This window comes from Gammaproteobacteria bacterium (genome assembly GCA_003696665.1).
In the GTDB taxonomy this organism is placed as follows: domain Bacteria; phylum Pseudomonadota; class Gammaproteobacteria; order Enterobacterales.
The window spans coordinates 1-6,756 of the sequence record RFGJ01000515.1 but is presented as its reverse complement, the minus strand read 5'-3'; the positions used below and the strand labels follow the sequence as shown (position 1 = coordinate 6,756).

The 6,756-nt window shown below is 52.1% G+C and carries 8 protein-coding genes and 1 other RNA gene; 3 read left to right on the top strand and 6 right to left on the bottom strand.

All coding sequences use genetic code 11. The annotated features are described in order from the left end of the window. The coding region (locus D6694_12605; protein RMH38234.1) for a hypothetical protein at nt 1-381 on the top strand (381 nt) is incomplete at its 5' end. Nucleotides 382-393: 12 nt separating this feature from the next. Here the strand turns inward: D6694_12605 and rpiA are convergent. The 6 genes from rpiA to D6694_12575 form a co-directional block, all read right to left on the bottom strand. Beyond that, nucleotides 394-1,050: a ribose-5-phosphate isomerase RpiA gene (rpiA, locus tag D6694_12600; protein ID RMH38235.1), complete on the bottom strand. Its 657-nt coding sequence runs from the start codon at nt 1,048-1,050 to the stop codon at nt 394-396. Between the two features lie 56 nt (nt 1,051-1,106). Continuing rightward, nucleotides 1,107-3,278 carry a TonB-dependent receptor gene (locus D6694_12595; GenBank protein RMH38233.1) on the bottom strand — a complete coding sequence of 724 codons (2,172 nt, stop codon included), beginning with the start codon at nt 3,276-3,278 and terminating at the stop codon, nt 1,107-1,109. A gap of 46 nt (nt 3,279-3,324) precedes the next feature. Continuing rightward, entirely contained in the window at nt 3,325-3,915 is a 591-nt protein-coding gene (locus D6694_12590) for a 5-formyltetrahydrofolate cyclo-ligase (GenBank protein RMH38232.1), read from the bottom strand. A 16-nt stretch (nt 3,916-3,931) separates the two neighbouring features. Beyond that, nucleotides 3,932-4,117: non-coding RNA, 6S RNA (gene ssrS, locus D6694_12585), on the bottom strand. A gap of 83 nt (nt 4,118-4,200) precedes the next feature. Then, nucleotides 4,201-4,539 carry a cell division protein ZapA gene (locus D6694_12580; GenBank protein RMH38231.1) on the bottom strand — a complete coding sequence of 113 codons (339 nt, stop codon included), beginning with the start codon at nt 4,537-4,539 and terminating at the stop codon, nt 4,201-4,203. Next, entirely contained in the window at nt 4,532-4,747 is a 216-nt protein-coding gene (locus tag D6694_12575; GenBank protein ID RMH38230.1) for a TIGR02449 family protein, read from the bottom strand. The genes D6694_12580 and D6694_12575 overlap by 8 nt, the downstream gene beginning before the upstream one ends. 294 nt (nt 4,748-5,041) lie before the next feature. Between D6694_12575 and D6694_12570 the strand changes: the two genes are divergently transcribed. Next, a complete protein-coding gene (locus D6694_12570) occupies nt 5,042-5,608 on the top strand; it encodes a hypothetical protein (protein RMH38229.1) in 567 nt (188 codons plus the stop codon). Continuing rightward, the coding region (locus D6694_12565; GenBank protein RMH38228.1) for a M24 family metallopeptidase at nt 5,609-6,756 on the top strand (1,148 nt) is incomplete at its 3' end.

Genomic DNA, 6,756 nt, shown 5'->3' with positions numbered 1-6,756 from the left:
CGGACCTGGTATCTCGGCTTTATCCCGGGGCCGCGCAAGTCGTCCGCTTATGGTTATGCCCAGGCGAAAGATGAAATTTGGGATGAGTATCGGCGCGCGACAGGAAACACATGGGCAGACCGAGATGACTTTGAAGACGCGATTGATTTTGTTGGTTGGTATATCTACGGCACTTATCAGCGTCTAAAGATTTCGAAGTGGGATGCGCGCCGACAGTATCTGGCCTACCATGAGGGTCGAGGTGGCTATCAGCGCGGTACCTACAAAAAGAAAAAGTGGTTGTTAAAGGTAGCTGCCACGGTGGAACGACGTGCCAAAGAATATGGCGCGCAATTACGCCAATGTCGTGACGAGCTGGAAGACTGGTGGCCTTTTTGGTAGGTGTTTCCTGCGTTAACGCAGTGTTTGCACACCGTCATCCGTCCCCAATAGCACCAAGTCGGCGCGTCTGTTGGCGAAGATGCCGTTGGTGACCGTGCCAACAATGTTGTTGAGCTGCGTTTCTAGTGAAACGGGCTGACTAATTTCCAACCCATGCACGTCTAAAATAATGTTGCCATTATCGGTCACAAAGTTGTGACGGTAGACTGGATCGCCCCCTAAGGCAACCAACTGACGGGCAACATAGGAGCGCGCCATAGGAATGACTTCGATCGGCAGAGGGAAGGCACCAAGGCAGCTCACTAATTTGGAGTCATCCGCGATACAGACAAACGTCTCTGCCACCGCCGCGACGATTTTCTCTCGGGTTAATGCGCCTCCGCCACCTTTGATGAGATGAAGTGATTTATTGATTTCATCTGCCCCATCAACGTAGATAGGCAGATTGCTGACAGCATTCAGATCGAAGACGGGGATGCCGTGTGCCTTCAAACGACGCTCGGTCTCAATCGAACTTGCCACGGCACCGGCAATGCGTCCTTTAATTTTGGCCAGTGCATCAATAAAATAGTTGGCAGTGCTGCCGGTGCCAACGCCCACAATCCAGTCGTCCTCAATCAGGCTGACGGCTGCTTCGGCGGCGGCTTGTTTCTTTCTTTCTTTATCCATGAGTGCCCATGGTTTGTCCGCATAGGCTGACATTATAACGCATTTGAATACACACACTACCAATGATATTCAAAGCCCGCCATCCATGTGCGTGCCGGTTGCGGCAACAGCGAATTATAAAAACTTTGCGAGCCATGCCAGACGCCGTTGGCATCGAAAAAACCGGGCGTCGTCCCGGCACCCGCATCGCGCACACCGGGATGAAAATACAACGTATCAAAGAGATTATTCACCGAGATAAACACAGTCACTGATGGAAAAGTTGGCGGCTGATAGCGAAAATTGGCGTCCCAGGTGTGATAGCTGTCGACTTGCCCAACAGGATTGGTGCTTACCGTATCCCGCGCGGCATACCAGCGACCACGCAATGAGAATGACCAATGATTGTCACGGCTCACTTCAACCCCAACATGGAACTGATGTGGCGCAATATCGCCTACCTCTTCTGAAAACGGTATTGCCTGATCGTTGGGTTTGGTCTCCTCACCATCCAGATAGGAATAACTGCCCCACAGCTGCCAGCTGCGACCTGCGTCATCCCGCCATAAGCGCTTGGCGGAGAGGTCACTGCCGTAAATGGTTCTCTCGCCTAAGTTTCCTGCACCGCCAATGAAATTGACGATCGTATCCCGTGTTTGCATATGAAAGAGCGACCAGTGGGCGACCCATTGCCGCCCGAGATAGCTGATGCCAACTTCTGCCGTCCGACCAACCTCAGGGTCAAGCGTCGGATCGCTGCCAGCGCCGGTCCAGCCTCCATAGAGCAGCCTCGGTGTTGGTGGTTGATATGCTTCGCCGTAAAGCAGTTTGAGGCTCCACGGGCCGGTGCGGTAGACATAGCCACCCCGGAACGACGTTGCCCCCCCGTATTCGGAGTTGTCATCATACCGAACGCCCAAGTGCAACCATTGTTGATTGGTCTCACCATTGACCAATTGTATTCGCCACAGCCCATAGAGCGAATAGTCCCACGTCTTGATTCGGTTGCGAGGCACGGGATCCGAGGTCGCCGGCGTTGGAAACGGATACGTGAGCAAATCGACATCACTTGGTGGCAGTGCTGGGCCAAAAATATTGCGTCCGGCTTTGTGCAAATCCTTATATTGAATTTTTAGACCGGCAGCGACGGTTTGAGTGGCGCTTAATTCATAATTCCAGTCGCTTTGCACAAGCCAACTCTTGTTCTTGTTTTGCCAGACAGAGCCCTGTATCACACGTTGTTCACCGCCGGGCACATTGGCGGTTTCGTTAAAGCCTAATACAAAGTAACCGTCTTTCCAGACACCGGTGGCGATTTGGCGAAGTCGCATGGTGTGCTTTAGCCTGTCCGATAACTGCTGGCTGCGTTCAACGGTGTTTAACCATTGCCATTCTCGCCACACATAATGTGGTTGGGCTTTATCAAACGCGTAAGCTAAGCCCCCCCCGCTGGTGAGTTCAAAATACTGCGAGCGAAATTGCCACTTCCCATGGCGGTACTGTGCATCAAGCACTTTTGACAGGTTACGGCTATTGTTTTGGCCGGCCAGCGCCGGATCATCCAAAAAGCCGCCCCAAAGGCGTCGATCGGTGAGATAGTGTGCGTTGAGCCACTCATAGTGTCCGTTGTTGCGGTAATCGACCAGACGGTAATCGTAGCGTCCGGTAATTTGAACGGCCTCATCACCAAAATGACGCGCCACGGTAAAATCAAGGGTATCCCGGTCGAGATCGCCGGCCGACCAACTGACTAACGACATGTCCTCGGTCGGTGTCCGGGTAATGACATTGACAACGCCAACAAAGGCGTTGGCGCCATAGACCACCGAAGCGGGGCCATACACAATTTCAATTCGGTCGATATTGGTCACCGGGAGGCTGGCGATGATTTCACCTTCATTGTAATAAAGGTCGTTGACCTCCTGCCCGTCAACCAAAAGTAAAAATGGGTCGCCAATGGTTTTCCGCATGCCACGCCAGTAGTTTTTGAACTGAATATCGGCATAGGTGCGGCTGAGTTGCATACCAGGCAAGTCATCGTAAATCTCGGACAGATCGCGGTAACCCCGTTTGCGAATTTCCTCGCCGGTGATCACAAGGACTGTGGCAGGCGCATCGCTCTGAAATTCTCGCCATAGAGAGCTGCTGACCACCGGGGTGTTCAATAGCTCGGTCAAGTCATCAAGGTCCGAGCTGGCATGAAGCACGCCTGAAGTGATAAGCAATGCACCGAAAAAAACACGTTTCATTGTTGATGGCACAGTCTTTGGCACGATTACCAAAAGTGTAGACAACTTATGTAATTTTGCTAACTGCACAGTGGATTTGTTTTTCTGTCACGACTTGGTCCAAGCTTTGATCCCAAGGCTCAGAGGGTAATGTCTCCACGTATTGGAATTCGTAAGCTACGCCAATTTTCTTGGCTTTAGTATTTTTTTCAAATAGGCGGTCGTAGTAACCGCCCCCCATGCCAAGGCGTTGACACCGGCGATCGAAGGCGACCAGCGGCGTGATGATGATGTCCAAAGTCGGTGCTTCGTCTGCGTCGTCCCAAGCAATGGGCGGCTCTGGAATGCCAAATCGATTTGGCTGCATAGTATGAAGGCGGTTGCATTGGGCAAAGCGCATTTCACCCGGGCTCGATGCATGAATAACTGGCCAGTAAAGTGCGCATTGCTTTTGTTGCAGAAAGGGAATCAGCGGCCGTGTATCCACTTCGCCGTGGACAGGCCAATACAAAGCGACGCGTGCTTTGTCAGGGACCGCAACGGACTGAATGAAGCGTTGGCACACCGCGTGCGATAGGGCCTGGCAGTCGGCTTCGGGCAGCGACCGCCGGCGGGCAAGCATGTGCTGACGAATATCGTATTTATTTTGAGCTTTCATGATGGCAAAAATAGGACTCTGGACCAGGTTGCCGCTGTCGCTGAGGCCCTTGAACCCTAAGGTTCAAGAGGGGTCGTCACGGTTCGGGATTCAGGCTTTCCGATGCAATGTCGGACATGCACACCTCCCGCCCAGCGCGAGGACCCTAGGTGTCGATTAACGGCTCGAGGACTGTTGCGACTGGCGCACAACCCAGCACCCAGAGTATGTTGTCATTGTAGACCAGGATTTTGGTTGTTGCCAGTCATGTGGCCGCAAAAACTGATCGGGATCAGTGTTCAATGACTATTTTTCTGAATTGGTGGAATCGGGCAATGGCATTTCGGTCTGTTGCCCTAAACATTCGACGAGTTGTTTGAGCATCCGCGTTGTGCTTTGCTCGACTTGTTGTTCAAGATTTCGGTAGGATTTTTCCAGTGTCATCATCTCGTGGCAAATATTAAGCGCTGTCATGACCGCAATGCGCTCCGGACTGGAGAGTCGGCTGGTTTTGGCCACTTCGGTCATGCGATCGTCAAGTTGCTTGGCCGCGGCATACAAGGCTTCGGTCTGTTCAGGTGGACAGGCGAAGGTGTATTCCTTGCCCAAAATCTTGACTTGGATGGTGGTCCTTTCGTCAGTCATCAGTGGACTCCATGGCTCGCAGCCGCGCAATCATATGCTCAATCTTTTCGCGCGCCATACGGTTGTACTCGATTAACCGCTGGCGATCTGCCGCCAATTTTGCATGTTCGGCGTGCAACGCATCATATCGGGCTTTTAACGCCCGATAATGTTCAATCAGTTCCGATACCCGGGATTCAAGTTGTTGCAAATCAGGAGACTCGCGCATGGCACTAATACCTATTTCGACGAATTCTAATATAGAGGGATTTATCCCATTGGGTCAAACGACTTTTCTTACCATGCGGCCGTATCGCTCAGATCTCAATTCTGGTTGGCATGGATAAGCCAATACAATACTGCAGGAATTTCGACAGAAATAGTCAAATAATTTGTTGTTCGGCAAAATGGCATCGTCTGCTACCGCCACACATTGCTGCGAGGCTCAGTGACATTTGTCCCCCCAATTTATGTCGAAAATAGGTTAGACTTGTCCAAATCACGTCATGGATAACATTGCCACATGAACGAAGAAAGGCAGATTGATTACCAAGCGTTACAGGCGGCATTTCGGCAGGAATCGATCAATATTTCACCAGCCGAATGTCACGGGCTCCTATGCGGCCTGTATTGTGGAGGATTATCGCAGGATAAGGAAAGCTGGAAGAAACCGCTGTTGGAGCATCTGACGGATGCGGGGGCCTTGTCTGCGGAAACCATGCACTTGCTTGGTGAGATGCAGAAACAATTGGTTGAACAGCTGGCGACATTCTTGGGCCTCACCCCAATGATTCCGGATGACGACGTTTCTCTGGGTGACCGACTGGAGGCTTTGATCGCCTGGTGTGAAGGGTGGTTGCTTGGTTTTGGTAGCCAGAATGGCTCTGTGGCACTTTCCGAGGATACCAAGGAAGCGGTGAAAGCGATTCAGCAAATTGCAGACGTTGACCCGGATGTCGGAAATGCCGACGAGTCGTGGGAGAAGGCGTTTTGGGAAGTGGTTGAATATGCACGCGTCGCGGTAGAAACCGTGTTTACCGAACATGTTCAGAAATCAGATCAGCAACCGCAGTCTGGGAGCGTACATTAAATGATAAAGATACCGGCGACCGAATTTGCCCGACGTCGGGACCAACTGATGGTGCGTATGGGCGCGAATTCAATTGCCATTATCCCGGCGGCAAGAGAACAGATCCGCAGTCGAGACACGCATTTTCCATTCCGACAAGACAGCGATTTTTGGTACTTGACCGGTTTCCCCGAACCGGATGCGGTCGCCGTGCTCGTGCCAGGACGTTCACATGGGGCTTTTGTGCTCTTTTGTCGTGATCGAGACCCGGAAATGGAGACATGGCATGGTCGCCGATTTGGGCCGGAGGGCGCCAAGGCACGTTTTGGTGCAGATGATGCGTTTCCCATTGACGACATTGATGAAATTCTGCCGGGACTGATTGAAGGGCGAGATAAAATTTTCTATGCCCTTGGCGCTGATGCTGAGTTTGACAATCAAGTCATCGGCTGGGTCAAGCGTCTTCGCGCAAAGGTTCGCCAAGGGGCACTGCCTGTCGGTGAAATGATCGACATTCGGCACATCCTGCATGAAATGCGTTTGTTCAAATCTGCGGCAGAAATCAAAATCATGCGCCATGTCGCAAAAATTACGGCTGAAGCGCATAAGGCGGCCATGCAAAAAACGCAACCGGGTCGTTTTGAGTGGGAAATTGAGGCAGAAATTAAATATCGATTCGCATTGGCCGGAGCGCGATTTGAAGCCTATAGCAGCATTGTGGCTGGCGGCGACAATGCGACGATTTTGCACTATACCGAGAATCAGGATCGCCTGCGCAAGGGAGATCTGTTGCTAGTGGACGCTGGCGCCGAGTATCAAGGCTATGCCGCTGATATTACGCGCACGTGGCCCATTTCCGGCCGTTTCAGTCGCCTCCAGAAACGCGCCTATGAGTGGGTGCTACGGGCGCAGCAGGCTGCCATTAATGAGGTACGCCCCGGCAGTGATTGGTCGCAACCTCATCAAGCAGCCGTTGAGGTTCTGACTGAAGGCATGGTCGATCTTGGACTTTTGAAGGGGCGCGTGAGTACGCTCGTAAAGAAGGGAGCGTATCGGCAGTATTACATGCACAAAACAGGGCATTGGTTGGGATTGGATGTGCATGATGTTGGTGATTATCAAGTGGATGGACAACCACGACTGCTTGAACCCGGTATGGTGATGACGGT